Below are 24,369 nucleotides of genomic sequence, written 5' to 3'. Positions count from 1 at the left end.
GCGCCCTCCACGCACGACCGAAGGCTGCACCCCCGACGAGGGGTGCAGCCTTCTGTCGTGCTCTCGGCGCGTGCAGCGCTCGGTGCTAGGCGCTCGTGACGACGAGGGCGACGTTGTGCCCACCGAAGCCGAACGAGTTGTTGATCGCCGCGACCGGCCCGGCAGGCAGGTCCCGGGGGACGTCGCGCACGAGGTCGAGAGCCAGCTCCGGGTCCGGGTCCGTGACGTTGATCGTCGGCGGTGCCTTGCGGTCGTGCAGGGCGAGCACGGTGAAGATGGTCTCCAGCGCGCCGGCGCCGCCGAGGAGGTGGCCCGTCATCGACTTGGTGGCCGAGAGCGCGACCCCGTCGGCGGAGGATCCGAGGACCTTGCTCACCGACCGTGCCTCGATGAGGTCTCCCACCACGGTGGAGGTCGCATGAGCATTGACGTGCACGACGTCGCTGCTCGCGACCCCGGCGTCGTCGAGGGCCGACTGCATCGCACGGACCTGGCCGTCGCCCGTGGGCTCAGGAGACGTGATGTGGTAGCCGTCGGCCGAGAGGCCGATGCCGCCGATCGTGGCGTACACGCGCGCGCCACGGGCCGCGGCGTGCTCGGCGGACTCGAGGACGACGATGCCGGCACCCTCGCCGATGACGAAGCCGTCACGCGCGAGGTCGTAGGGCCGCGAGGCTCCGGCCGGGTCGTCGTTGCGCAGGGAGAGCGTGCGCGAGGCGGCGAAGGCCGAGATCGGCATGGGGTGGATCGTCGCCTCGGTACCGCCTGCGACGACCACGTCGGCACGGCCTGTGCGGATCATCTCCACGCCGTACGCGATGGCCTCGGCCCCGGACGCGCAGGCGGAGACGAGAGCGTGCGCGCCGGCCCGCGCGCCGAGCTCGAGCGAGACGTAGGCGGTGGGGGAGTTGGGCATGAGCATCGGGACGGTCATGGGCAGCACGCGGCGTGCGCCCTTCTCGCGGAGGGTGTCCCACGCGTCGAGCGTGGTCCAGATGCCGCCGATGCCCGAGGACACGACGGTGCCGAGACGGTCGCCGTCGAGCTCGGGGGAGCCAGCGTCGGCCCAGGCCTCGCGGGCGGCGATGATCGCGTACTGCGTCGAGGGGTCCATGCGCTTCGTCTCGGTCCGGGCGAGGACCTCGTCGGGCTTGACCTTGATGGACGCCGCGAAGTTCACAGGCATGCCGTACTTCTCGGCCCAGTCGTTGTCGAGGGTGCGTGCACCGGACTCACCGGCAAGAGCGGCGTTCCAGGTGGACGTCACATCGCCGCCGAGCGGCGTGGTGGCACCGAGGCCGGTGACGACGACGTCGCGAACGTTGGTCATGGGAGCTCCTGGGTGAGGTGGTGAGGAGTGACTGTCTGGCGCCCGCCTGGCAGTGCGGGCGGGCGCCAGAGGAGTCGGGGGAGGCGCAGGTCAGGCCTGGGCGCCGGTGATGAAGGTGACGGCGTCGCCGACGGTCGTGAGGTTCTTGACCTCGTCGTCGGGGATGGTGACAGAGAACTTGTCCTCGGCGTGGGTCACGATCGTCATCATCGACAGGGAGTCGATGTCGAGGTCGTCCGTGAAGGACTTCTCGGAGGTGACGGAGTCGGCGGGAAGCCCGGTCTCCTCGGCGACGATCTCGGCGAGGCCTGCGAGGACGTCTTCTGCGGTGTGTGCCATGGGTGTTGCTCCTTGGTGAGGTAGGCCGCGTGCGCGGCGTCGAGAGACGTACTGGGGAAACTTACGGCAGAACGACCACTTGGGCCGCATAGACGAGGCCGGCACCGAAACCGATCTGCAGGGCGAGGTCGCCCGACTTGGCCGTTCCTTCGCGCAGGAGACGCTCTGCGGCGAGGGGGATCGACGCCGCCGAGGTGTTGCCGGTCTCGGCGATGTCGCGGGCGATGACCACGGAGTCGGGCAGCTTGAGCTGCTTCGCGAACTGGTCGATGATCCGCATGTTCGCCTGGTGCGGGATGAACACCTGGAGGTCGTCGGCGGTGATGCCGGCGGCGTCGAGGGCCTCCTGCGCGATCTTCGGCATCTGGAAGCTCGCCCACTTGAACACCGGCTGCCCCTCCTGGCGCAGGGTCGGCCAGCCGAGCTCCGGGTTGTCCCGGAGCTCGCTCCAGCCGTGCGTCTGGCGGATCGTCTGCGCCCGTGAGCCGTCGGACCCCCAGATGGTCGGGCCGATCCCGGGGACGTCGGACGGGCCGACGATCGCGGCGCCGGCGCCGTCACCGAGGAGGAACGAGATCGAGCGGTCGGTCGGGTCGATGAAGTCGCTCATCTTCTCGGCGCCGATGACGAGGACGTGGCGAGCCGCACCGGACCGCACGAGCGCGTCTGCCTGCCCGATCCCGTACGAGTAGCCGGCGCAGGCGGCGGACATGTCGTAGGCGGCGGCGGTCGCGCCGAGCCGGTCTGCGAGGATCGCCGCCGCTGACGGCGTCTGGTGGAAGTACGTGACGGTCGAGAGGATCACCGCGTCGATGTCGCTGCCGACGAGGCCGGACGCCTTGAGCGCCTGGTTGGCGGCTGCCTCGGCGAGATCGATGACGTCGGTGCCCGCGTCGGCGCGCCGCCGCGTGATGATGCCGGTCCGCTGCCGGATCCACTCGTCGGACGAGTCGATAGGGCCCGCGATCTCGTCGTTCGTCACGACGTTGGCCCCCCGCTCGGCACCGATGCCGAGGATGCGGGAGAACTGCGGTCCGGTGGACTGTCTCAGCAGAGCGGTCACGTGAGGTCTTCTTCCAGCAGGTCGGGTGATGCGGCGTTCGTGGGTGCGCTGTGACGGGCGACGAGGTCGCGTGCCGCGTCGACGTCGGCGGGGGACTTCACGGCGAGCGTCTCGACACCGGGCAGGGAGCGTCGGGCGAGGCCCGTGAGCACGCCGCCCGGTGCCAGCTCGAGGACGGCGGTCACCCCCAGGGTGAGGAGAGCCTCCTGGCACAGGTCCCAGCGGACCGGCGCGACGATCTGGTCGGTCAGGCGTCGCAGGACGTCGGCGGACGCACCGTGCGCGCCGCCCCGGCTCTCGCCGTCGATCGTCGCGAAGGACGCGCCGTCCGCGTTGGACAGGAAGGTCGTCTGCGGGTCCTGGGCGGGCCAGGCGAGCGCGACGGGGGCGAAGGAGTCCAGCGCAGGCTGCATGAACGGGGTGTGGAAGGCGCCGGCGACCTGGAGCGGGATGACCCGTGCCTTGGCCGGCGGGTTCGCTGCGAGCTGCGCGAGGCCCTCGGGCGCGCCGGCAGCCACGACCTGTCCGGCGCTGTTGACGTTCGCCGGGTAGAGCCCCGCGGCATCGATCGCGGCGAGGACGTCCTCGGGTGTCCCGCCGACGACGGCGCTCATCCCGGTCGTCGTGAGCCCGGCCGCCTCGGCCATGAAGCGTGCGCGTGCCGTGACGAGGCCGACGGCGCCCTCGTCCTCGAAGACGCCTGCGACGGCTGCTGCGGCGAACTCACCGACGGAGTGGCCGGCGGTGACGTCGACGACGTCACTGGCGCTCCTGCCGTCGAGGATGACGCGCAGCGCGACGAGCGAGGCCGAGACGATGAGGGGCTGAGCGACGGCGGTGTCACGGATCGTGTCGGCGTCGGAGGTCGTGCCGTGCGCGACGAGATCGGTGTCGGCGGCCTGCGCGAGACGTCCGAGGTGGTCGGCGACACCGGGGATCTCGAGCCACGGGGTGAGCATTCCGGGGGACTGTGAGCCCTGTCCAGGGCATACGACGGCAAGCACGGTCTAACTTTGCCCGATTCAGTAGGGGACGGGGGCGTCACGACGCGCACGAAGAGTTTCCGTTGTAGTTGTGCACTACCTACAAGGAACAACGAACGAGGTACGCGGCGTCATCGGATCGATCCTAGCCGCCCCACGGCGAGAGCCACCTGGAGGACGAAGGACTCCCGGGCGTCGAGCGGGTCCCAACCGGTGAGCTCGGCCACCTTCCGCAGACGATATCGCACCGTGTTCGGGTGCACGTAGAGGTCTCGCGCGGCAGCCTCGAGGGAGCGCCCCGAGCCCAGGTAGGCAGACAGCGTCTCGAGGACGGAGCCGGTCGCGGCAGCGAGGGGCTCGTACGCCTGGACGGTGAGCACCCTGCGCGCGTCGGCGTCCCCGATGAGCACGCGCTCGGGCAGGAGATCGTCGGCGAGGACCGGGCGAGGGGCGTGCGGCCAGGCGGCGACGGCACGAAGCCCCGCCAGAGCTGCGGCGGCGGACCGCGAGGCGTCGTCGAGACTCTGCATCGTCGGGCCGATGATCACGGGACCGGGGCCGAAACGCGGAAGGAGGGTCGTCGCGGCCGCCTGGAGGTCGCCCTCCCCGCCGAGCACGAGCACGATGCGGTCGCCCTGGATCCCGACGAGAGCGTCCGCGACCGCGCGCCGCGTCGCACGTCGGAGCTCGGCTGCACGGACCTCGTCGAGGGGCTCCGGGGTGGTGCCGACCATGACGAGCACCGATCCACGCCCGCTCCAGCCGAGCGCCGAGACGCGGGAGCGCAAGGAGCTGTCCTGGTCGTCGCGCTGGATGGCGTCGACGACGAGCGCCTCGAGCCGCGCGTCCCACGCGCCGCGGACCTCGGCCGCGCGTGCATACACCTCGGCGGCGGAGAACGCGACCTCGCGGGAGTAGCGCAGCACGGCCTCGCGCAGGTCCCGCTCGCCGCCCGGGACGGCCAGCTGGTCGCTGTGCGTCTCGACGACCTCGACGACGATCCGCACGAGCTGGAGCGTGTGCTGCAGCGAGATCGATCGGGTGAGGTCCGGCGGGGCTGCGGAGAAGATCTCCCCGACGCCGTGCGGTGTGGCGCTCGGGTCGGCGTACCACGTGACGAACGCGGTGATCCCGGACTGGGCGACGAGCCCGACCCAGGAGCGGTCGTCGGCCGGCAGGGACCGGTACCAGGGGAGGTCCTCGTCGAGCCGGCGCAGGGCTGCGGCCGTGAGCAGACCGCTCCCGTCCCGGACCCGCTGAAGGTTCGCGGGCGACCCGGGTGGGGTCGCTGCGGCTGCTGAAGAGCTCGTCACGGCCGGTGGCATCCTCCGAGCATACGTCGGCAGTTGTGGGGAACTGACAAAGACGACCCCTGGGCCCCTGAGGTGACACAACGCACAATCTGGGCGGATGCACGGTGTGACCGCGTCCGAACAGCTATCGTCGGGATATGGCACTCATGCCCAGACTCCGTCAGCTCATGCGCCGAACAACCTCGGCCTCGACCATCGGCGCGCGCAGACCCACCACAGGTGAACGACGTGGAGACACCCTCCACGAAGACGCCCTGCGCGCGATGCTCGTCGATGATCCCAACAACATCCGGGCTTTTCAGGCCCTCTCGGAGGTGGTCCGACGACGGGCCGCCGAAGGCACACAGGTGGACGACCCCCTCTCCGCGCCCAGCGACGACCACGAGCAACGTCGCCGGGCAGCGGACCTTGCTGTCTGGGCGCTCGGTGAGGAGCTCGCAGGCAACCCGCGCGCCTGGTACCCGCTCATCGAGCTCGCACGGCTGTCCCTCGCGGACGACCAGGACGCCGCGATCCGTCGTCTCGCGACGGCAGCAGACCGTGACCCGTCCGGAGAGGCTCTCTCCGAGTCCATCGCGGTCCTGCGGGACGCCGGGCTGCCCGTCGAGGCCCTCGGGCTCGGTGTGGGGCACTGGCGGGCACGTGAGCACACGCCCGAGGTCGGCCGGCAGGTCGTCCGCGCGGCTCTCGACGCCGATCGCATCTTCGACGCGCGTCACCACCTCGACTCCCTGGCACTCCACCCGGACACCGAGGCAGCGGGTGCGATCCGTGCCGAGCTCGAGACGGAGATCGCTCAGGCCGAGCAGCACATCTCCGGTACCTGACCGGCGGGCGCTCAGCGACGCGCTCCCGCGGACGACGAAGGCCCGGTTCCTCATGGTGAGGAACCGGGCCTTCGTCGTGCTGCGGGCAGCTGAGGTCAGCTGTCGCCGCCCGCGTTGCCGGAGGTGCCGGCCTTCACGTCGTGGAGGCGGTACTTCTCGATGGCACGAGCCGGTGCGTCCGCAGGCACCTCGCCACGACGCGCCAGCTGCTGCAGCACCCGCGTCACGACGGAGGGGCCGTCGATCTTGAAGTACCGGCGTGCGGCGGCGCGCGTGTCGGAGAACCCGAAGCCGTCGGCACCGAGCACCGCGTAGTCGCCCGGGACCCACTGACGGATCTGGTCCGGCACGAGGTGGTCGAAGTCGCTGGTCGCGACGAACGGTCCCTGGGCACCCGCGAGCTTCGTCGTGAGGTAGGCCTCGCGAGCGGGCTCCTCCGGGTGGAGGAAGTTGTGCTGCTCGACGAGGAGGCCGTCGCGGCGCAGCTCGTTCCAGCTCGTCACGGACCAGACGTCGGCCTGGACGCCCCAGTCCTTCGCGAGCAGCTCCTTGGCCTCGAGCGCCCACGGCACCCCGACGCCGGACGCCAGGATCTGGGCGCGCGGGCCCTCGCCCTCGGCCGTGGCGACCTTGTGGATCCCGCGGAGGATCCCGTCGACGTCCACGTCTTCCGGCTCGGCCGGCTGGAGCATCGGCTCGTTGTAGACCGTGAGGTAGTACATGACGTTCTGGTCACGCGACTCGTTCTCGCCGTACATCCGCTGGATGCCGTCCTTGACGATGTGGCGGATCTCGTAGCCGTACGCCGCGTCGTACTGGACGATCGCAGCGTTGGTGCCGGCGAGGATCGGCGAGTGGCCGTCGGCGTGCTGGAGGCCCTCACCCGTGAGGGTGGTGCGCCCGGCCGTCGCGCCGATGATGAACCCACGCGTCAGCTGGTCTCCCGCGGCCCAGAACTGGTCGCCGGTGCGCTGGAACCCGAACATCGAGTAGAAGATGTAGAACGGGACCATCACCTCGCCCTGCGTCGCGTAGGACGTGCCGACCGCCTGGAACGCAGCAGCCGAGCCGGCCTCGTTGATGCCGGTGTGCATGATCTGGCCGGACTCGGACTCCTTGTAGGAGAGCATGAGCTCGCGGTCCACGGCGAGGTAGTTCTGCCCGAGCGTGTTGAAGATCTTCGCGGTCGGGAAGATGGAGTCCAGACCGAAGGTGCGTGCCTCGTCGGGGATGATCGGCACGATGCGCTTGCCGAACTCCTTGTCCTTGATGAGGTCCTTGAGCAGGCGGACGAACGCCATCGTCGTGGCGACCTCCTGCTGCCCGGAGCCCTTCTTGAGGATGTCGTACGTCTTCGCGTCCGGGAGCGTGACGGGTGCCGACTTCGAGCGACGCTCCGGCACGAATCCGCCGAGAGCACGACGGCGGTCCAGCATGTACTGGATCTCCGGTGCGTCCATTCCCGGGTGGTAGTACGGCGGGGCGTACGGGTCGGCCTCGAGCTCTTCGTCCGTGATGGGGATGTGGAGCGTGTCGCGCAGCGCCTTGAGGTCGTCCGCCTTGAGCTTCTTCATCTGGTGCGTCGAGTTGCGCCCGGCGAAACCGGAACCCAGACCGTAGCCCTTGATGGTGTGCGCGAGGATGACGGTCGGCTGACCGGTGTGCTCGGTCGCCGACGCGTAGGCCGCGTAGAGCTTGCGGTAGTCGTGACCGCCGCGCTTGAGCGCCCAGATCTCGTCGTCCGTCATCTTCTCGACGAGCTGCTTGGTCCGGGGGTCCCGGCCGAAGAAGTGCTCGCGGACGAAGGCACCGTCGTTGGCCTTGTACGTCTGGAAGTCACCGTCGGGCGTCGTGTTCATGAGGTTGACGAGCGCGCGGTCCTTGTCGGCGTTGAGCAGGGTGTCCCACTCGCGGCCCCAGATCACCTTGATGACGTTCCAGCCGGCACCCTTGAAGAACGCCTCGAGCTCCTGGACGATCTTGCCGTTGCCACGCACCGGGCCGTCGAGGCGCTGGAGGTTGCAGTTGACGACGAACGTGAGGTTGTCGAGCTGCTGCTGAGCGGCGAGCTGGAGCATGCCGCGGCTCTCGGGCTCGTCCATCTCGCCGTCGCCGAGGAACGCCCAGACGTTCTGCTGGCTCGTGTCCTTGATCCCGCGGTTGTGCAGGTAACGGTTGGTCCACGCCTGGTAGATCGCGCTCGCCGGGCCGAGACCCATGGAGACGGTCGGGAACTCCCAGAAGTCAGGCATCTGGCGCGGGTGGGGGTACGACGGCAGCCCGCCGCCCTCGTGGGAGTGCTCCTGGCGGAAACCGTCGAGCTGCTCGGCGGTGAGCCGGCCCTCGAGGAACGCGCGGGAGTACACGCCGGGGGAGGCGTGGCCCTGGAAGTAGACCTGGTCTCCGCCGCCCGGGTGGTCCTTGCCGCGGAAGAAGTGGTTGAGGCCCACCTCGTAGAGCGTCGACACCGACGCGTACGAGGAGATGTGCCCGCCGACGCCGATCTCCGGGCGCTGGGCGCGGGTGACCATGACGGCCGCGTTCCACCGGTTCCAGCTGCGGTAGCGGCGTTCCATCACCTCGTCGCCGGGGAAGTACGGCTCCTCGTGGACGCCGATCGTGTTGACGTACGGCGTCGTGATCGACGTCGGGATGGCGACGTTGCGCTCCCGTGCACGCTTGAGCAAGTTCAGAAGGACGTACCGGGCCCGGGGGCCGCCGCGATCGTCGATCAGCCCGTCGAGGGACTCGACCCACTCACCCGTCTCGGCGGGATCGATATCGGGGACCTGGCTCAACAGACCGTTGATCAACGGTCGTGACTCGTCGTGCGTAGCCACCTGCAACCTCACATCGTCTCCGGAGCATTGCGGGGCGGTCTGCCCCATCGCTCGCCTCGCCCGGGTGACGATCTCTGCGTGGGGCGCTTGTGCCGTTCGCAAAGTCCTCGTCAAGTCCGGGCGTTCTATCCATTCTCTGTGCACGGGGGACGGGAAAGCCACCCAGTGGCCTCGCCGAGGGACGTGACGTTCGTGACATCCACGGAATTCCGCGGTTCCGGGGGGATTCTCTGCCCTTCGGAGCGCTTCCGCGCGGTGAGACCGTGGCGGGCTCGGAGGTCGTCAGGGCCGAGCAGGGGGCCGCGACGAGCATGCTGACCACGGACTCTTCGGCGTTTCGTTCTGGATTCCGGGCGCGACGTGGCGCGGGGTGGGCTACGTTTGCGACCATTGATCCATCCGGCGCGGTCTCGCGTCCGGAACGTGACATGAAGGGAAGAACATCACCGTGGTAGCGACCACTGAACCTCAGGACGCGGACCGTCTCGGTTTCGCCTCAGGGTTCGTCGTCCAGGAGTTCGGCTGGGCCGAGGACGTCGACGACGCCCTGCGCACAGCGATCGAGACGATCACCGGGACGGAGCTCGTCGACGAGGACTACGACGACGTCACCGACGGTGTGGTCGTCTGGTGGCGCGAGGACGACGGCGACCTCACCGACACCCTCGTGGACGTCCAGACGGTCCTCGACGACGGTGGTGTGATCTGGATCTTCACGCTCAAGCCCGGCCGCGACGGCCACGTGGCCCACAGCGACATCCAGGAGGCGGCGACCACGGCCGGCCTGCACGCGACGACCACGTTCTCGGTCGCGACCGACTGGGCCGCCACGAAGCTCGGCACGCGCGGCCGCGGCAAGTAGCCCGATGGTCTCCGGACCCTCGACCGGTGCGCCTGCACCTGACTTCACTCTGACCGACACCCACGGGACTCCCGTGACGTTGTCCTCGCAGCGTGGCGCGCCGGTCCTCCTCGTGTTCTTCCCGTTCGCGTTCTCCGGCATCTGCACAGGAGAGCTCTGCGAGCTGCGGGACAACATCGCCGACTTCGAGACCGCAGGCGTCCAGCTCTACGCCGTCTCGTGCGACGCGGTCTTCGCACAGAAGGCGTGGGCCGAGCAGGAGGGGTTCGGTTTCGATCTCCTCTCGGACTTCTGGCCGCACGGCGACGTCGCACGTCGCTACGGCGTCTTCGACGACGAGCGAGGCCTCGCCCTCCGGGGCAGCTTCCTCCTCGATGCCGACGGCGTCCTGCGGTGGAGCGTGGTCAACGACCGTTCGCAGCGCCGCGAACTCGCGGGATATCGCGACGCACTGTCGCTGCTCTGACGGTCGACGGGGCGGTCATCTCCGAAGACGTGCGGCCCGTGGGGTGTCGATGGGTCGGTCAGCACCGGGTAGGCTGTGTCCGCCTGTTCAGGGGCCTGTAGCTCAGCTGGTTAGAGCGCCACGTTTACACCGTGGATGTCGGGGGTTCGAGTCCCTCCGGGCCCACCCTCCTGTACCACCCTCCCGGTCGGGCGTCGATCGTGCCGGGCCTTTCGTCCCTGGTGACGCGCCCGCTCCGGGAAGACGCTGGATCCATCAGCGCCGATCCGAGCGGGGGCAGGGGCCATGGGCAGAGCGACGACGCGTGACGAGCTCCTGGAGTCGAGCGAGGCGTCGTACGCCGCTCTCGGTGCTCTGCTCGACAGGCTTCCCGACGGCGCCCTGACCGCCCCGTTCCCGTTCGAGGATCGCGACCGGTGCGTCCGCGACGTCCTCGGACACCTCCATGCCTGGCACCAGATGGCACTCTCCTGGCACGAGGAGGGCTCCCGAGGGGAACGTCCGGCCATACCGGCACCGGGCCACACGTGGCGCACGCTGCCCGCTCTCAACCACGAGATCTGGTTGCGCTACCAGGACGTCGACCTCGCCACGGTCCGTGCGGACCTCGAGTCGACGCACCGCGCGGTCAGCGACGTCATCGCCGGGCACAGCGACGTCGAGCTGTTCACGAAACGGCTCTACCCGTGGACGGGGACCACGTCGCTCGGTGCGTACCTGGTCTCGGCCACCGCGAGCCACTATGCGTGGGCGCTGAAGAAGCTCAGGCGGTTCGAGCGCGCTCTCGCCGCCGATGTCGGAGGGCGTCCCTAGAGTGGTGTCATGGGACGCATCGTGTTCGACACCGCGACAAGCATCAACGGGTGGATCGCCGACGAGGACAACTCGCTCGCCTGGCTGTTCGCCGTCGAGAACGGGGAGAACCCTGACGAGGGACTCTTCCCTTCAGGTGCCGGCGTGCTCGTCGAGGGATCGACGACCTACGAGTGGATCCTCGCCGAGGAGGACCTGCTCGCCAACCCTGAGAAGTGGCACGACTTCCACGGCGACAGGCCGACCTTCGTCTTCACGACGCGAGAGCTGCCGGTCCCCGCGGGCGCCGACGTGCGCTTCGTGTCCGGGGCCGTCACGGACGCGTTGCCGGCGATCCGCGAGGCGGCGGGAGATGCCGACATCTGGGTGGTCGGAGGGGGCGACCTCGCCGGCCAGTTCTTCGACGCCGGGGTGCTCGACGAGATCGCTCTCTCCGTCGCCCCGGTGGCACTCACCGGCGGTGCGCCGCAGTTCCCCCGCCGGGTGGAGTCGGACCGCCTCCGTCTCCTGTCCGCGACGGCGGTGGGCCAGTTCGCCCGCCTCGTGTACGAGGTCCGGCCGGCATCGTAAGACCAGCCCGGCCGGACCCGGTGCGCGTACCCGTCAGTGTGCGACCACAGGGACGTCGTCGGCGACGGTCGGGACGGCCGCCGCGCGTGCGGCGCGGTCCGCCCGCGAGCGGAACAGCGTCACGGTGGCGACCGCACCGAGCAGGAAGATGACGCCCGAGGCGGTGTACGCGGTCGAGTAGCTCTGCAGCGCCGCTTCCGCGAGCACGTCGGGCGTCGAGGCGGGGTGGTCGACGAGGTAGCTCGTCGCTGCCGTGGCGGCGAGCGTGTTGAGCAGAGCGGTACCGATCGCGCCGCCGACCTGCTGCGAGGTCGACACCATCGCCGATGCGGCGCCCGCCTGCGAACGGTCGACGCCGAGCGTCGCGACCTGGAAGGAGGGCGGCATGATCGACCCCATCCCGATGCCCATGGCGACGAGCCCGGGCAGCACGTGCACGTAGGTGCTGTCGACCTCGAGGAGCGTGAACGAGAACATCGCGAGCGCCCCGATGGTCATCCCGACGGGCACGACGATCCGTGGGCCGAACCGCGGGAGCAGGATGTTCGTCTGCACCTGTGCGGTGATGATGATCGCGACGACCATCGGCAGGAACGCCGTCCCCGTGCGCATCGGGCTGAAGGCGAGGGTGGACTGCAGGTAGTAGGTGAGGAAGAGGAACACACCGAACATCCCTGATCCGGCGACGAGGATCGCGACGAACGCCCCTCCGCGGTCGCGATCGACGATGATGCCCAGCGGCAGCACAGGATGAGCCGACGTGCGCTGCCGGAGCACGAACCCGACGAGCAGAGCGACTCCGACGGCGAGCGACGCCCACGTCACAGGTGCATCCCAGCCGGACGGCTCGGCCTGTGAGAATCCGAACACGAGCGCGAAGAGGCCTACGGAGCCGAGCAGCACACCGGGGACGTCGAGCGGCTGCCGACCGGCGTGACCACCTCGTGGGAGCAGCACGATCGCGGCGCCGAACGCGACCGCCGCGATGACGACGTTGACGTAGAGGTTCCACCGCCAGTCGAGGTTCTGGGTGAGGTAGCCGCCGAGCAGCAGGCCGATCGCGCCGCCCATGCCTGCGATGGCACCGAAGACGCCGAAGGCGCGCCCGCGCTCTCTCGGGTCGGTGAACGTCGTGGTGAGCACGGACAGTGCCGCGGGCGCGAGGGCGGCGGCGAACACGCCCTGGAGAGCGCGGGCCGCGACGAGCAGGGGGAAGGTCTGAGCGGCACCGCCGAGCGCGGACGCCAGGGCGAACCCGACGAGCCCGAGAAGGAACATGCGGCGTCGACCGAACATGTCCGAGAGTCGCCCGCCGAGCAGGAGGAGGCTCCCGAAGGCCAGCGCGTAGGCGGTGACGACCCACTGGCGGTCGTTGTCGGTGAAGGTGAGGTCCAGCTGTGCGGACGGGAGTGCGATGTTCACGATCGTCGCGTCGAGCACGACCATGAGCTGGGCGAGGGCGACCGTCGCGAGGACGAGCCAGCGTCGCGACGCTGGGGGAGCAGCATCGCGGACGGGTGGTCCCGCGGGATGAGGGGACGTGAGTGAGGGCATGAGGATCTCCGGGGACGTCGTGGTCGGTGGCACGACACTAATGCAGAACTCGACAGTTCCGAAACCCCTCGGTCTCGATTTGTCTCCGCGTGCTCGTCTCAGCCACAATGGGACGCGACGAGGAGGCAAGATGGACGTGCAGGACGACCAGCGAGCGCAGGTGCAGCCCGCGCGACGTCCCGGTCGACGCCGCGACGACACTCGTGACAGGGCGATCCTCGATGCCGCCCGCGAGCTGCTCGTCGAGCGTGGCTACGAGAACATGACGATGGACGCTGTCGCCGAGAGGGCGGGAGCCGGCAAGGCGACCCTCTACCGCCGGTGGTCCTCCAAGACCGCCCTCATCGTCGAGGCCATCACGTGTCACCGCTACACCGATCTGACCATCGAGGACATCCCCGACACCGGGTCGTTGCGGGGGGACCTGCTCGAGGTGCACCGTGCCAAGATGCGGACCGACACCGACGCACTCATGGCAGGGCTCGCGGCCGCGGTCCGGGACGAGCCGCAGGTGGCGTCGGCATTCCAGCGCCAGTTCGTCCAGGCCCGCACGGGCCTCATGCGTGATCTCTTCGAGCGGGCGGACCGCCGTGGCGAGATCCCCCCGGGACGAGACCTCGACATGATCGCGACGGTCGGGCCGGCGATGATCTCCTACCAGAAGGCCATCACCGGCCGACCGCTCGATGCCGACTTCATCGTGCGGCTCATCGACACCGTCGTCGTCCCGCTGGCGACCGCCGTGAGCCCCAGCGAGGCGCAGGGGCGCTGAGCTCGGGGGTCACTCCACGGGCTCGGCCCCCGTCCGCCGACGGCGGAGGACCAGGAGCGCAGCACCCGCGCCGACCAGCACCGCGGCGACTGCGAGGATCGCGCCGATCTCCGCTCCCGTCCGCGCGAGCGACCCGGAGGTGCCCGTGGTGCTCGACGGAACCGCCGCGCCCGCGACGGGCGCCGTGGCCGTCACCGTGACCTCGGCCTGCGCCAGCAGGACACCGTCCGGACCGCGCACCTGGAGATGGTGGACGCCAGCGGCGAGCGTCGCCGGGATGGCCACCGTGACCGACGCGCTACCGTCTGTGACGACGGCAGACCCGAGCCGCTGGTACTCGCTCGCGATGCCGACCTCGATCTCCGGCACGTCCAACCCCGTCACCCGGACGGTGACCGGTTCGCCCGCCCGCAGCGACGGGGTGTCCAGACTGATGACCGGAGCGCTGGGTTCCTCCGGTGTCGGAGCGACCGCGACGGTGATCGGGACGGAGGCCGACCGGCCGCCGAAGGAGACCGTGACGAGCTGTGCGCCGGCGACCGACATGTCCGGCGACGAGAACACGGCCTCGGTCGTGACGTCGCGTGTCGTCTCGTCCGCGTACGTCGCGGTGACGGCCATGCCCGTCCGGTCGAACACGTCACCCACGGTGTAGTCAGCGCGCGCCGGTGGTGTCACCGCGATCGACACGAGCTCGACCTCCACCGTGACGAGCCCGTCGAGTGCGGAGCTCACGAGCGTGGCAGCGGCATCGACATCCGTCTGCGACGCACGCGAGCCGGCCAGCACGACCTCCGCTGTCTCGATCGCGGTGTCGAGCGTGGCGAGCGATGTCGGCGTGAACTGCGCCCGGTCGATCCCGCGCGCCTCGGCGACTGCGCTCTGGAGTGCGGTGGTGTCGACGACCTCGGTCGCCTCGACCAGCGTGAGGCGGATGTCGTCGAGGTTGCCCCAGGCGCCGGCAGACAGGGCGAACGTCGCCCCGACGGTGACGGTGCCGTCGCCTCCGACGACCACCTCGTCGACGGTCGCCGTCGAGTACACCTGCCAGCCGTCGAGCCTGATCGGTGCGGTCGACTCCTGGCCGCCGCTGGTCGCTCGGAGCAGCATCTCGTCGGACGCTCCGGCGGCACCGCCCTGGCTCGTCGCCGTGAGCCGGTACGTGCCGGCGGGTACGCCGGTGACGGTCTGCTCGATCCCGAACGTGTAGGCCGTCCCCAGCCAGAACTTCAGCGCGTTCGCGCCGTGGGCCGCGTCGACGTCCGGTGTGACGGACGCGCCGGTCCCGGTGAGCGTCCACATCGAGAGGTCGTCGTCCTCGAAGCTGTGGTTGGCGACGTGGTTCTCGGCGGTGACGGAGATCGTCGCCGACGCCGTGAGGCCGTCGACGGTCGTCCCGGTGACCTGGTAGGTCCCCGGACCCCGGATCCAGTCGACTGCGTTGCTCCACGTCACGGGATGCGCCTCGACGGAGCCGTCGTTGTAGGTGACGTCGACCGTGCCTGGCAGGGTGATCGGGTCGCCGTCGAGGACGGCGATCTCGACGGCCTCGATGCTCACGACCTCGAGTGGAGCGGTCGTGCCGGTGCGGGCGTAGCGGAAGACGTTGAGCGACTCGAGCGGAGCCCCGGTGGCGTCGAACATCGCCTGGTTGTCCCAGGACGAGCCGCCGTACCACTCGCCGGCGTCCTCCGGGTCGTACTCTCCCGCGAAGCTCGTCGCCCAGCCGGACCCGTGCGTCTCCCAGAGGACCTTGTTCTGGTCGAGCTGGGCAGGGGTGCCCACCGGCAGCCACGCGGGCTCCCAGTAGAAGACCCCCAGACCTGCGGGGCCGACGTCGGTCACCGCCTGCATGACGTCGCGCACGGCGGTCGCCTGGCCCTGGACCGAGGACGGGTACTGGGTGAAGCCGGAGGACGGCTTGATCGTGTTCTCGTGGCCGTCGCCGTCCTCGAGGGTGTAGTTCCAGGACGTCTCGGCGACCATGACCTTCTTGTCGTACGTCGCGGCGACGTCCGTCAGGACGGAGGTGAGGTTCTGGAGCGAGCCGTGCCAGAACGGGTAGTACGAGCTCGCGAAGACGTCGTACTCGACACCGTAGGTGTCGAGACCCGCGGCGATCGAGGCGTAGGAGCCTGCGCGCTCGGGGTTGGTGAAGTGCAGGGCGACGAGCGCGTCGGGGAAGACCTCGCGCACCGCACCGCTCCCGGCGGCGAAGATCTTCGACATGTTCGCGAGCCCGGTGACTCCGGCGACCCCGTTGTTCGTCTCGTTCCCCACCTGGACCATGCCGACGTCGACGCCCGCGTCCTCGAGCTGCGTGAGTGCGTCGCGAGTGTATGCAGCGGTCGCGTCCGCCTTCTCGTCGACCGTCAACCCCACCCAGGCCTTGGGGGCCTGCTGCTTGGCCGGGTCCGCCCAGAAGTCGGAGTAGTGGAAGTCGACGAGCAGCCGCATGCCGTGCTCGGTGGCGCGCTCGCCGATCTCGATGGCGGTCGCGAGGTCGTTGTTGCCACCGCCGTAGCCGCGTCCCTGCGTGTCGGCTGGGTCGTTCCAGACGCGGACTCGGACGTAGTTGATGTCAGCCGACTCGAGGACGTCGAAGACGTCGGCCTCGTTCCCGTCCCAGTCGCGGAAGGTCACACCGCTGTCCTCGAGAGCGACGATCGACGAGATGTCGACGCCGTTGATGAAGTCCTCGGCGAGGCCGTCGACCTTGTCGACGACGATCCCTGCCTCGATCGGGCCCGAGGGGTCTGCCGCCGAGGCGACCTGGGGAGCGCAGAGGACTGCGCCGATCGTGGCCAGCGCCGCGAGCCGTGCCGTCTGGCGTCGTCGTGGTGGGTGCATCTCGCATCACGTCCTGTCGAGCGTCGTTGTTCGAAGGTGGACCAGACGGGTGCGGCAGACCGTGGGGGCGGTCTGGGCGGTATGTCGTCGGTGACACCGCCAGTCTGGATTGCGCAGACTGTACACGGTCACAGGGTGAGTGCGAGAGCCTGTGTTGCAATGCCTCTCAGATCCTGGGATAGCAACGATCTGACTCAGTCAGACGGCTGGGACCGCGCACAGTCGGCGGTGTGGAGTGGATGACGGGCGACAGGCCGGCGGCGCGCCCATTGATCGGTCCCCGACCGGCCGCTAGCGTGGTCACGATGACCGCTGACCGCGTAGGGACTCTCGACGCGGTCGACGAGGCTGCCACGCTCCTGGGCTCGCGAGTACCGCACGACCCACCCCTGAGAGGACCAGCATGAACCGAGACGTCGACCCCGAGAGCGTCGTCGCCCGACGCGAGCTGACCCTGGACGGACGGGACGTCACGCTCCTCGTCGGCGCGGCGCGACCGTTCGCCGACGACGAGCCGGACGTCTTCTGCCCGTTCCGGCTCGAGGAGGCCGACGGCACCGAGATCTGGTCCGCCGTCGCCGGTGGTGTCGACACGGCCCAGGCGGTGCTGCTCGCACTCACCGGCGCGGGCGAGCGCCTCGCGGCGCACGACGGTGACGTGACCTTCGCCGGGAGCCACGAGCTCGGCCTTCCCCGGATCTCGACGTCCGGTGCCGGCTGGACCGCCTCGTTCAGTCACGGGCTCGACACCCCGGACACGGCGTCAGCTAGCCTGCCAGGGTGACCTCCATACCCCACCTGTCCGACGTCGTCAGCCTGCTCGACGCGCGTTTCCCACCACGCGCCGCAGAGTCCTGGGACAGGGTCGGGCTCGTCGTCGGTGAACCGCGGCGCGAGGTCCGCAAGGTCCTCTTCGCCGTCGACCCCGTCCGGACCGTCGTCGAGGAGGCACTCGAGTGGGGTGCCGACCTCCTCGTGACGCACCATCCGCTCCTCCTCGACCCGGTGAGCTCCGTCGCGGCGACCACCGCCAAGGGTGCCGCCATCACCTCGCTCGTCCGCGGAGGGTGCGCGCTGTACGTCGCCCACACCAACGCAGACTCCGCCGCAGGGGGCGTCGCGGACGCGCTCGCGGACCTGCTCGGCCTCGTGGACCGCCGACCGCTCGTCCCAGCCGACGGCCTCCCGCTCGACAAGCACGTCGTCTTCGTCCCCACACCGTCTGCTGGTGATCTCGTCGATGCGATGACCGCAGCCGGCGCCGGATCGATCGGCGAGTACTCGCGCGTCGCATGGACCACGACGGGCATCGGAACGTTCGTGCCCTCCGACGACGCCACGCCGGCGATCGGCTCCGCCGGCGTCGTCGAGGAGGTCCCGGAGACCCGCGTGGAGATGGTCGCCCCCCGGGCGGCCCGTACCAGGGTCATCGAGGCGATGCGCGCAGCCCATCCGTACGAGGAGGTCGCGTTCGACGTCCTCGAGCTCGCACCCCGTGCCGCCGGGACAGGGCTGGGTCGTGTCGGCCGGCTCGGGAGCCCGTCGACGCTGCGCGAGCTCGCGCAGCACGTCGCGACCGTGCTGCCGGGGACCGCCCAGGGCGTCCGGGTCGCGGGCGACCTCGACTCGCGCGTCGCGACGGTCGCCGTGCTCGGCGGGTCCGGCGGGTCGCTCTTCGACGCCGTGCGCGCTGCGGGGGTCGACGTCTACGTGACCTCCGACCTGCGCCACCACCAGGTGTCGGAGCTCCGCGAAGAGGTCGAGTTCCAGGCGATCGCCGACGGGCGGTCGCCGGAGAGCGCGACGCCCTTCGTCATCGACACAGCGCACTTCGCGAGCGAGTGGCCCTGGCTGCAGCACGCCGAGCAGGACCTGGTGCACGATCTCGGTGCGATCGGCACTACGGTTGAGACCCGGGTCAGCACCCGTCGCACCGACCCCTGGGTCGCGCGCGTCGCGTCGAGCGGCCCGATCGAGAACTGAACACTCATCAGCGCTACGGAAGGACACCACCCGTGACCACAGCACCCGTCGAGGACCAACGTCGGCTACTGGAGGTCCAGGCGCTCGACACGCGGGTCCAGCAGCTCGCGCACAAGCGCACGTCGCTCCCTGCGCTCGCTCGTGTCGCGGAGGTCGAGTCGCAGCTGGCCGACCTCCACACGGCGCTCGTCACGTCCCGCACGGCGGTCAACGACCTCCGACGCGAGCTCTCGAAGGCCGAGACGGACGTCGAGCAGGTCCGTGCGCGAGCGACCCGCGACCAGTCTCGCCTCGACTCCGGAGCGGTCGGCGCGAAGGACGCGCAGGCGCTCGTGAGCGAGCTCGAGTCCTTGGCTCGTCGACAGAACGAGCTCGAGGAGATCGAGCTCGAGATCATGGAACGGCTCGAGGCCCACGAGGACGCGCTCGCGAAGCTCGACGAGGCGAACGCGAAGGTCCTCGAGGCACAGGCCGAGGCCGCGGCGGAGCGGGACGCGGCGTTCGCCGAGATCGACACCGAGCTGAACGCCGTTCAGGCGCAGCGGGTGGGTGCAGTGGACGGCATTGACGCCGGCCTCGTCAAGCTCTACGACAAGCTCCGCGGACAGCTCGGTGGCCTCGGTGCCGCGGCGTTCCGCGGACGGCGCTGCGAGGGATGTCGTCTCGAGATGAACCCGACCGACGCGCAGCGGATCCGCACCGCCGCACCCGAGCAGGTCATCACCTGCGAGGAGTGCGACCGGATCCTCGTCCGCTCCGTCGAGCCGAAGCCGGTCGACTGACCGTGCCTCCGGAGGACGACGTCTCGTCAGAGCCTTCGCCTGACGGGGCGACGTCTCGTCACGCCGTGCCCCGGCCACCGGGCACCTCGCCACGCTTCGACGCCGCCGAGCCCCTGACGATCGTCCTCCTGCGCCACGGGGTCACCCCGCTGACGCTCTCCGGCGCCTACTCCGGAGGCGGCGTCCCGGGCCCGAGCCTCACCGGCCACGGACGGATGCAGGCCGCTCGCGCAGCGGACCTGGTCCACCGGGTCGGGCGAGACCTCTGGCAGGACCTCCCGCAGCCACGCGAGATCGTCGCGTCACCGATGGTGCGCACCCAGGAGACGGCGGCGCCCGTGGCGCACCGGCTCGGGCGAGGCATCGAGACCGGCCCGGCCTTCGCGGAGTGCGACTTCGGAGAGTGGGAAGGTCTCACGGCCGCCGAGATCGAGGAGCGGTGGCCGGGCGAGGCCCGGCTGTGGCACGAGACCGGGACGTTCCAGCCGCCGGGCGGTGAGTCCGTCGCCCAGGTGGGGGAGCGTGTGTGGGGTGGCGTGCGCACGCTCCTCGACGCCGGTGTCGACCGCACGGTCGTCGTCGTGTCCCACGCGGTGTCCGTCCGTGCGCTCATCGGGACCGCTCTCGGAGCCCCGGCCTCGCACTGGTCGCGCATCCGGCTCGCCCCCGCATCGTTGAGCATCGTGCGCGTCTGGCGTGACGAGACGGCGGAGGTGTCGGTCGTCGGCATCCCGTGCGAGATCTGACAGGCGACCTCGAGCGCTATCGGACGACGAGCTCCAGGACCGAGGAGCAGGACGGGCCCGCCGTGTGCGTCGCATCGAGCAGCGTGGTTCCGACGAGCTCGTGCGCGGCCTTGTAGAGCTCTTCTCCGGAGCGTGGTGACTCGCCACCGCGGGTGAGCAGGTGGCGGACGAGGAGCCCGCGCGTGTGCTTCGCGTTGTGCGAGACCACGGTGCGTCGCCCGTCGAGCTCCCGCAGGACCCGCACCGTCACCCAGTCCGTCCCACGTGCCGGCCGCCAGGCGGCGAGATAGGCCGCCGAGCGACAGTCGACGACGACGTCGTCGAGAGCGCGAGGTGCGAGCGCCGTCTCGAGGTGCGGCCGCCAGGACGGCGCGAGGCGCCCGATCCCGGGCAGCTCGGTGCCCATCGACAGGCGGTAGGCGGGGATCCGGTCGTCTGGCCCGACAGCGCCCCAGAGCGCGGACACGGTGACGACGCTCGTCCGGGCGAGCTCGGCAGCCTCGCCGGTGAGCGACGCGAGATCCGCAGCGGCGTAGAGGACGCCCGAGTAGACGTCAGCGGCACGCCCGGCCGGTTCGACGTCGAGCCGTGTGTTGCGTGCCACCTCGTCCGCCAACCCCGCACCGACGCCGAGCACGGTGAGGGCATCCCGGCGCGCCAGCGCGCGCCGCAACGCCGTGAGGACCTTCCGACGGTGCCGAGAGAGGCCCGGGCTGCTCGAGGCGGCGAGGTCGACCGGGTCGCCCGCAGCCGACGGGGTCTTTCCCTCGGACGGGGGGAGGAGGATGAGCACACGACGATTTTAGTGCGTGCACACGTCCGCCCCGTCCGGTAGGTTCTGCGCCCATGGCACAGGTCAAGGTCTACGGCAGACGCTCCGCCTGGGCGCACGAGCGTGACGCGCTCTCCGGGCGGATCCACGACGCTCTCGTGGAGGCGTGGAAGCTGCCCCGCGACAAGCGGTTCCAACGCTTCCTCTGGCTCGACGACGACGATCTCGTCGCCCCGCTCCGTGGCGAGCGCTACCTCGTCGTCGAGATCGTGGCGTTCGCCGGACGGAGCCCGGAGGCGAAGCGGGCGCTCGTCGCGGCGCTCTACCAGCAGGTGTGCAGAACGTTCGATCTCACGGTCGACGACCTCGAGATCGTCATCCTCGAGAGCCCGCAGGACGCGTGGGGGATCCGCGGTGTGAGCGGCGACGAGCTCACGCTCAGCTACCCCGTCTCGATCTAGTCCTCGCGCCGAGTAGGCTCTTCCCTGCGGATGAGTTGGCCAGGCGACCGCGTCGAGGGGTTCGCCCCTCGCCGAGGAACGTCCGGGCTCCACAGAGCAAGGTGGTGGGTAACGCCCACCCGGGGTGACCCGCGGGACAGTGCCACAGAGAACAGACCGCCGACGCGCTCGCGCGCCGGTAAGGGTGAAACGGTGGTGTAAGAGACCACCAGCGTGCCGGGTGACCGGCGCGGCTAGGTAAACCCCACCTGGAGCAAGGTCAGACAGGATGCGTTCGAGGGCTGCTCGCCCGAGCATCTGGGTAGACCGCTAGAGACGTGCGGCAACGTACGTCGTAGATGGATGGTCGTCACCTGCGCGCGGGCAACCGACGCAGGCACAGAACCCGGCGTATCGGCCAGCTCATCCGCCTTTTGGCGAGCCATTCCCCGAGGCGCGCGCGAAGCTCGTCGTCGGTCGGCTCGCGCACGACGGTGACGATCGCGTCCCCCGTGATGACGGCGTCCGGCTTGAGGTGCAGGACGAGGGACGCCGGGCCGCCGGCTGCCTGCCCGAACTCGACCGCGACGATATCGTCCGACACGTCCACGCCGTCGACGGTGACGCCCGCCGTGACGGGGGACGTCGTGGTGAGCGTGAAGGGCGTGGTCTCAGCGGTCGGGGTCGTCATGCCCCGATGGTCACTCGGGCGGTGTGACGCGATTGCGGACGATGACGGCGTTGCGCGCTGCGGCCTTGGACCCGACGACGCCGTCCGCGAGGTCGATGTTCGTGCGGCGCCGTGTCGCCACCTGCCGGTCGAGGTTCACGCTTCGAGGCTGGCGGGCGTAGGCGGCCGCGCGAGCCTCCTCCGCGGCCTGCTGGTCCGCGCGCTGCGCCTCCGTGGTGGTGGCCCGGGCGCGCTTCGCGTCCGCCTCGCTCTCGATGTCGATGCGCGGCGAGGACGAGCGGTGGCAGTTCGGGTGGCTGATCGGGTACTCGCGCGCCCGCTTAAGGGTCACGATCATGCCGTTGGCCTTCTGCAGGTCCGCGTGGTCCGTCCACCCGCAGTCGGCGCCGTCGAAGATCTCCATCCACCCGACGCCGAGCGCCTCGGCCTGGTTGAACGCGCCCTCCTGGTGGGCGATCGCCGTCTTGGTGCGCAGGACCATGTCCGTGTACGTCGACAGGCCAACCTTGCGCCCGTTCGCGTACGTGATGGACGTGATCCCGTTCGGGATGAGCTCGGCTGCGAGGCGCACGCCAGCCTGCTCAGCGGTCAGACCCGTGTAGATCTTCGCGCGCACCCAGTCGCGCGTCATCGTCCGCGTGAACGCCTTTGCGGACTCGTCCATGCCGCGGGTCGCGAGGAGGATGTCGTCCATCGTGTCCTGGGCGAGGGCGGTGATCGCACCGGCGTCGATGGCTGTGAACGACGCGACCGTGTTCACCGCTACGGCGGTCGTGAACGCACCGACCTCGTAGGCCGCCTGCGTCGCGGTGAGGACCGACGTGGCGGCGAGCGTGTCGACCTGGTCCCCGAGCGAGCGCACGGACGCCTCCAGCTCCTTGAGCCGGTACGCGCGCACCGACGGCACGAGGCCCCACCACTCGAGAAGGAGGGCCTCCTGCTCGCGCATGATCCACGCCCAGACCGCGGTCACGTCGGCGCGCAGCTGGGCGGTGAGGTTCTCGATGCTGTCGGGCTGGGTCACCGGTAGCGGTCCGGGCGCAGGATGGGCGCGACCTGCATCCGACCGGACGTGTCGGTCGGGTTGAGGAGGTCCTCGAGACGCGCGATCTGCGCAGCGAGGCTCGCGAGGTTCGCCTTCGAGAAGCCGACGTTCAGGACGCCGTCGAGACCGAAGTTCGAGACCTCCTGGCCGCCAGCGGACGCGTCGGCGTACCGGCGCTTGAGGACCCGGATCGCGACGGGCAGCCAGTGCCCGAGCTCGTCAGACCAGCCTTCGAGGACGGTGTCGTTGGGTGCGGTGCCGACCTCGTCGCGGATTCGCGCGAGGTCCGTGTCAGAGATGGCCATGGAGGAAGAGTCGCCCCACCGCTGTGACTGGTGCAGTCCACTCCGGCGTGCACTGCACCAGTCACTCGCGTCAGAGCTTGAGGCCCCTCAAGCTGTTCTTCGCGAGGATGTTCTGCACCGCGATCTTGATGGATACCTTCGCAACCGATCCAACAGCCTTCGCCCGGTAGGTGTAGTAGTTGTTGATCGCAGTGATCTCTTGCTGCGGCGTGATGTCGGACCGTTGCGAGAGGTCGTAGTAGCAGTTCGTGTACCCCACGTACTGGATGGCGTCGCGGTACTCTGCCTTGCTCTGCTTGGCCGCAAGGTTGACGTAGGGGGTGACGCACGCGTTGAAGGCACTCGACGCGGGGGACGCGCTCGCGGGTCCACCGGCGGCGATCAAGCCGCCTCCCGCAAGTGCGCCGGCGAGAGCGAGGGAAGCAAGGCGCTTTCGAAGAGTGAGCATTTGGTCTCCATCATCGTTGAGTCCGGTCTCTCCGGATCGCTCTGAACTTCGGTCACGAAAGACGGTAACTTGAGCGGCCGTTTCACCTTCCTCAGGTATGTCAACACGGCGTCGAGGTGGATGTCGACGATTGGCTGTTCGTGCAAGACCGCGGGCCCGGTTCACCCGCAAGCCCGGCTGGGATCTCGACTGTCCAGAGCTACTATCAGTTCCGTGAACATGAGCTGGTGGAATGGCGACACTGTCAAGGTTCGGGGCGGTGCGGACTACTGGACTACCGCACCGGATCCTGCGCAGAGGGAGCATGAAGAGGTGTCGGATGCTCATATTCGCGCTCGGCTTCAGGTGGCTGAAGACATCGTGGAACGCCAACGATCATCCTTCGATACGCCTCTAACTATTCCACTCTTGGCGTTCATCGCGGTACTCTTGCCGCTGATTGTTTCCTTCATAGTCGACTCAAACAGGGCGAGCGAAATCGATCAAATGTCCATAACTGAGAGTGTTATGAACTGGCTTCGAGTCTCATACATCTTCCTCATGTCCTTCATTGCCATAGGTGTTGCGAGGCACGC

At 69.6% G+C, this 24,369-nt stretch carries 23 protein-coding genes, 1 tRNA gene and 1 other RNA gene; 13 read left to right on the top strand and 12 right to left on the bottom strand.

The features are described from left to right. Window positions 1-85: 85 nt before the first annotated feature. The 5 genes from ABKW26_RS07065 to ABKW26_RS07045 all read right to left on the bottom strand — a co-directional run bounded on the left by ABKW26_RS07065 (window position 86) and on the right by ABKW26_RS07045 (window position 5,040). Window positions 86-1,330, bottom strand: a complete 1,245-nt coding sequence (locus ABKW26_RS07065) for a beta-ketoacyl-[acyl-carrier-protein] synthase family protein (protein ID WP_348592164.1) — start codon at window positions 1,328-1,330, stop codon at window positions 86-88. A 90-nt stretch (window positions 1,331-1,420) separates the two neighbouring features. Continuing rightward, the gene (locus ABKW26_RS07060) at window positions 1,421-1,669 is read right to left on the bottom strand and encodes an acyl carrier protein (protein ID WP_348592163.1); all 249 of its coding nucleotides are present in this window, start codon (window positions 1,667-1,669) and stop codon (window positions 1,421-1,423) included. A 61-nt stretch (window positions 1,670-1,730) separates the two neighbouring features. Then, window positions 1,731-2,732 (bottom strand): beta-ketoacyl-ACP synthase III, encoded by a 1,002-nt coding sequence (locus ABKW26_RS07055; RefSeq protein WP_348592161.1) that lies wholly within the window; start codon window positions 2,730-2,732, stop codon window positions 1,731-1,733. Further along, window positions 2,729-3,736: an ACP S-malonyltransferase gene (locus tag ABKW26_RS07050; protein ID WP_348592159.1), complete on the bottom strand. Its 1,008-nt coding sequence runs from the start codon at window positions 3,734-3,736 to the stop codon at window positions 2,729-2,731. The genes ABKW26_RS07055 and ABKW26_RS07050 overlap by 4 nt, the downstream gene beginning before the upstream one ends. A gap of 110 nt (window positions 3,737-3,846) precedes the next feature. Next, window positions 3,847-5,040, bottom strand: coding sequence for a helix-turn-helix domain-containing protein (locus tag ABKW26_RS07045; protein ID WP_348592157.1), 1,194 nt, complete (start codon window positions 5,038-5,040; stop codon window positions 3,847-3,849). 125 nt (window positions 5,041-5,165) lie between these two features. Between ABKW26_RS07045 and ABKW26_RS07040 the strand changes: the two genes are divergently transcribed. Further along, window positions 5,166-5,855 (top strand): hypothetical protein, encoded by a 690-nt coding sequence (locus ABKW26_RS07040; RefSeq protein WP_348592155.1) that lies wholly within the window; start codon window positions 5,166-5,168, stop codon window positions 5,853-5,855. A 95-nt stretch (window positions 5,856-5,950) separates the two neighbouring features. Here the strand turns inward: ABKW26_RS07040 and aceE are convergent, their stop codons facing one another. After that, complete coding sequence (gene aceE / locus ABKW26_RS07035) at window positions 5,951-8,695, bottom strand: pyruvate dehydrogenase (acetyl-transferring), homodimeric type (protein ID WP_348592153.1); 2,745 nt, start codon at window positions 8,693-8,695, stop codon at window positions 5,951-5,953. Between the two features lie 448 nt (window positions 8,696-9,143). Between aceE and ABKW26_RS07030 the strand changes: the two genes are divergently transcribed. From ABKW26_RS07030 to ABKW26_RS07010, 5 genes are all read left to right on the top strand, one after another. Beyond that, window positions 9,144-9,557: a DUF3052 domain-containing protein gene (locus tag ABKW26_RS07030; protein WP_348592151.1), complete on the top strand. Its 414-nt coding sequence runs from the start codon at window positions 9,144-9,146 to the stop codon at window positions 9,555-9,557. A 4-nt stretch (window positions 9,558-9,561) separates the two neighbouring features. After that, window positions 9,562-10,023 carry a peroxiredoxin gene (locus tag ABKW26_RS07025; RefSeq protein ID WP_348592149.1) on the top strand — a complete coding sequence of 154 codons (462 nt, stop codon included), beginning with the start codon at window positions 9,562-9,564 and terminating at the stop codon, window positions 10,021-10,023. A 91-nt stretch (window positions 10,024-10,114) separates the two neighbouring features. Continuing rightward, window positions 10,115-10,188, top strand: a tRNA-Val gene (locus ABKW26_RS07020). 120 nt (window positions 10,189-10,308) lie between these two features. Next, window positions 10,309-10,836, top strand: coding sequence for a ClbS/DfsB family four-helix bundle protein (locus ABKW26_RS07015; RefSeq protein ID WP_348592147.1), 528 nt, complete (start codon window positions 10,309-10,311; stop codon window positions 10,834-10,836). Window positions 10,837-10,845: 9 nt separating this feature from the next. Further along, window positions 10,846-11,406 carry a dihydrofolate reductase family protein gene (locus tag ABKW26_RS07010; RefSeq protein ID WP_348592146.1) on the top strand — a complete coding sequence of 187 codons (561 nt, stop codon included), beginning with the start codon at window positions 10,846-10,848 and terminating at the stop codon, window positions 11,404-11,406. 33 nt (window positions 11,407-11,439) lie between these two features. On the opposite strand, the gene ABKW26_RS07005 is transcribed toward ABKW26_RS07010, so the two are convergent. Next, entirely contained in the window at window positions 11,440-12,960 is a 1,521-nt protein-coding gene (locus tag ABKW26_RS07005) for an MFS transporter (protein ID WP_348592145.1), read from the bottom strand. Window positions 12,961-13,090: 130 nt separating this feature from the next. On the opposite strand from ABKW26_RS07005, the gene ABKW26_RS07000 reads away from it, so the two are divergent. After that, window positions 13,091-13,732 carry a TetR/AcrR family transcriptional regulator gene (locus ABKW26_RS07000; protein WP_348592143.1) on the top strand — a complete coding sequence of 214 codons (642 nt, stop codon included), beginning with the start codon at window positions 13,091-13,093 and terminating at the stop codon, window positions 13,730-13,732. Between the two features lie 9 nt (window positions 13,733-13,741). On the opposite strand, the gene ABKW26_RS06995 is transcribed toward ABKW26_RS07000, so the two are convergent. Further along, complete coding sequence (locus ABKW26_RS06995) at window positions 13,742-16,582, bottom strand: glycosyl hydrolase 53 family protein (RefSeq protein WP_348592142.1); 2,841 nt, start codon at window positions 16,580-16,582, stop codon at window positions 13,742-13,744. 403 nt (window positions 16,583-16,985) lie between these two features. Here ABKW26_RS06995 and ABKW26_RS06990 point away from each other — a divergent pair, with 403 nt between their 5' ends. From ABKW26_RS06990 to ABKW26_RS06975, 4 genes are all read left to right on the top strand, one after another. Beyond that, the gene (locus ABKW26_RS06990) at window positions 16,986-17,366 is read left to right on the top strand and encodes a hypothetical protein (RefSeq protein WP_348592140.1); all 381 of its coding nucleotides are present in this window, start codon (window positions 16,986-16,988) and stop codon (window positions 17,364-17,366) included. After that, the gene (locus ABKW26_RS06985) at window positions 17,363-18,565 is read left to right on the top strand and encodes a Nif3-like dinuclear metal center hexameric protein (protein WP_348592139.1); all 1,203 of its coding nucleotides are present in this window, start codon (window positions 17,363-17,365) and stop codon (window positions 18,563-18,565) included. The genes ABKW26_RS06990 and ABKW26_RS06985 overlap by 4 nt, the downstream gene beginning before the upstream one ends. A gap of 32 nt (window positions 18,566-18,597) precedes the next feature. Continuing rightward, window positions 18,598-19,347 (top strand): C4-type zinc ribbon domain-containing protein, encoded by a 750-nt coding sequence (locus tag ABKW26_RS06980; RefSeq protein ID WP_348592137.1) that lies wholly within the window; start codon window positions 18,598-18,600, stop codon window positions 19,345-19,347. A 65-nt stretch (window positions 19,348-19,412) separates the two neighbouring features. Beyond that, window positions 19,413-20,093 (top strand): histidine phosphatase family protein, encoded by a 681-nt coding sequence (locus ABKW26_RS06975; protein WP_348592135.1) that lies wholly within the window; start codon window positions 19,413-19,415, stop codon window positions 20,091-20,093. A gap of 16 nt (window positions 20,094-20,109) precedes the next feature. Here the strand turns inward: ABKW26_RS06975 and ABKW26_RS06970 are convergent, their stop codons facing one another. Next, entirely contained in the window at window positions 20,110-20,886 is a 777-nt protein-coding gene (locus ABKW26_RS06970) for a peroxide stress protein YaaA (RefSeq protein ID WP_348592133.1), read from the bottom strand. 53 nt (window positions 20,887-20,939) lie between these two features. Here ABKW26_RS06970 and ABKW26_RS06965 point away from each other — a divergent pair, with 53 nt between their 5' ends. Then, entirely contained in the window at window positions 20,940-21,326 is a 387-nt protein-coding gene (locus ABKW26_RS06965; protein ID WP_348592131.1) for a tautomerase family protein, read from the top strand. A 31-nt stretch (window positions 21,327-21,357) separates the two neighbouring features. Further along, window positions 21,358-21,735, top strand: an RNA gene (rnpB, locus tag ABKW26_RS06960) — RNase P RNA component class A. Between the two features lie 271 nt (window positions 21,736-22,006). On the opposite strand, the gene ABKW26_RS06955 is transcribed toward rnpB, so the two are convergent. The 3 genes from ABKW26_RS06955 to ABKW26_RS06945 form a co-directional block, all read right to left on the bottom strand. Then, a complete protein-coding gene (locus tag ABKW26_RS06955; RefSeq protein ID WP_348592129.1) occupies window positions 22,007-23,020 on the bottom strand; it encodes a phage minor capsid protein in 1,014 nt (337 codons plus the stop codon). After that, window positions 23,017-23,346 (bottom strand): hypothetical protein, encoded by a 330-nt coding sequence (locus ABKW26_RS06950; RefSeq protein WP_348592127.1) that lies wholly within the window; start codon window positions 23,344-23,346, stop codon window positions 23,017-23,019. The genes ABKW26_RS06955 and ABKW26_RS06950 overlap by 4 nt, the downstream gene beginning before the upstream one ends. A 70-nt stretch (window positions 23,347-23,416) precedes the next feature. Then, window positions 23,417-23,794: a hypothetical protein gene (locus ABKW26_RS06945; RefSeq protein ID WP_348592125.1), complete on the bottom strand. Its 378-nt coding sequence runs from the start codon at window positions 23,792-23,794 to the stop codon at window positions 23,417-23,419. Window positions 23,795-24,369: the final 575 nt, after the last annotated feature.

The sequence above is a fragment of the Sanguibacter sp. 25GB23B1 genome, from assembly GCF_040012415.1.
Taxonomy (GTDB): Bacteria; Actinomycetota; Actinomycetes; order Actinomycetales; family Cellulomonadaceae; genus Sanguibacter.
Note: the sequence above shows the minus strand (reverse complement) of the source record. Positions and strands in the feature narration are given on the sequence as shown.

What these genes read in the sequence shown, in the direction of transcription:
- ABKW26_RS07005 (WP_348592145.1), bottom strand. Translation starts at nt 12,960, where the DNA reads ATGCCCTCACTCACGTCCCCTCATCCCGCGGGACCACCCGTCCGCGAT.
- ABKW26_RS07015 (WP_348592147.1), top strand. Translation starts at nt 10,309, where the DNA reads ATGGGCAGAGCGACGACGCGTGACGAGCTCCTGGAGTCGAGCGAGGCG.
- ABKW26_RS07065 (WP_348592164.1), bottom strand. Translation starts at nt 1,330, where the DNA reads ATGACCAACGTTCGCGACGTCGTCGTCACCGGCCTCGGTGCCACCACG.
- ABKW26_RS07010 (WP_348592146.1), top strand. Translation starts at nt 10,846, where the DNA reads ATGGGACGCATCGTGTTCGACACCGCGACAAGCATCAACGGGTGGATC.
- ABKW26_RS06965 (WP_348592131.1), top strand. Translation starts at nt 20,940, where the DNA reads ATGGCACAGGTCAAGGTCTACGGCAGACGCTCCGCCTGGGCGCACGAG.
- ABKW26_RS07045 (WP_348592157.1), bottom strand. Translation starts at nt 5,040, where the DNA reads ATGCCACCGGCCGTGACGAGCTCTTCAGCAGCCGCAGCGACCCCACCC.
- ABKW26_RS07040 (WP_348592155.1), top strand. Translation starts at nt 5,166, where the DNA reads ATGGCACTCATGCCCAGACTCCGTCAGCTCATGCGCCGAACAACCTCG.
- ABKW26_RS06945 (WP_348592125.1), bottom strand. Translation starts at nt 23,794, where the DNA reads ATGCTCACTCTTCGAAAGCGCCTTGCTTCCCTCGCTCTCGCCGGCGCA.
- ABKW26_RS06990 (WP_348592140.1), top strand. Translation starts at nt 16,986, where the DNA reads ATGAACCGAGACGTCGACCCCGAGAGCGTCGTCGCCCGACGCGAGCTG.
- ABKW26_RS07000 (WP_348592143.1), top strand. Translation starts at nt 13,091, where the DNA reads ATGGACGTGCAGGACGACCAGCGAGCGCAGGTGCAGCCCGCGCGACGT.
- ABKW26_RS06950 (WP_348592127.1), bottom strand. Translation starts at nt 23,346, where the DNA reads ATGGCCATCTCTGACACGGACCTCGCGCGAATCCGCGACGAGGTCGGC.
- ABKW26_RS07060 (WP_348592163.1), bottom strand. Translation starts at nt 1,669, where the DNA reads ATGGCACACACCGCAGAAGACGTCCTCGCAGGCCTCGCCGAGATCGTC.
- ABKW26_RS07025 (WP_348592149.1), top strand. Translation starts at nt 9,562, where the DNA reads ATGGTCTCCGGACCCTCGACCGGTGCGCCTGCACCTGACTTCACTCTG.
- ABKW26_RS06995 (WP_348592142.1), bottom strand. Translation starts at nt 16,582, where the DNA reads ATGCACCCACCACGACGACGCCAGACGGCACGGCTCGCGGCGCTGGCC.